This window comes from Salinarimonas soli (assembly GCF_008386575.1).
Taxonomy (GTDB): Bacteria; Pseudomonadota; Alphaproteobacteria; order Rhizobiales; family Beijerinckiaceae; genus Salinarimonas_A; species Salinarimonas_A soli.
Map to the genome: position 1 here is coordinate 1 of NZ_VUOA01000115.1, position 247 is coordinate 247.

1 pseudogene is annotated in these 247 nt (G+C 68.4%); it reads right to left on the reverse strand.

The annotated features are described in order from the left end of the window. Positions 1 to 247 (reverse strand): annotated as a pseudogene (locus F0L46_RS25435) (IS5 family transposase); the annotation flags it as partial.

The window sequence follows — 247 nt, forward strand, 5'->3', positions numbered from 1 at the left end:
GATCACGCAAGCCTTGGTCCCATACCCACCACGAGAGCGGCCAAGCGCTTCACGATCCTCTCAGCTCGGCTTGAGATCCCCCTTTCGAGCAGCCCCGGCCGCCCTGTGGTGCGCGCGCACGCTGGTGCCGTCGAGAAACACCATGCCCAGCTCGACCCCACGCTCCTGAACGAGGCTCAGCAACCGCTCCCAGACGCCCGCACGAGCCCAGCGGATGAAGATCTGCGCGGCGCGCCACCACGGCCCG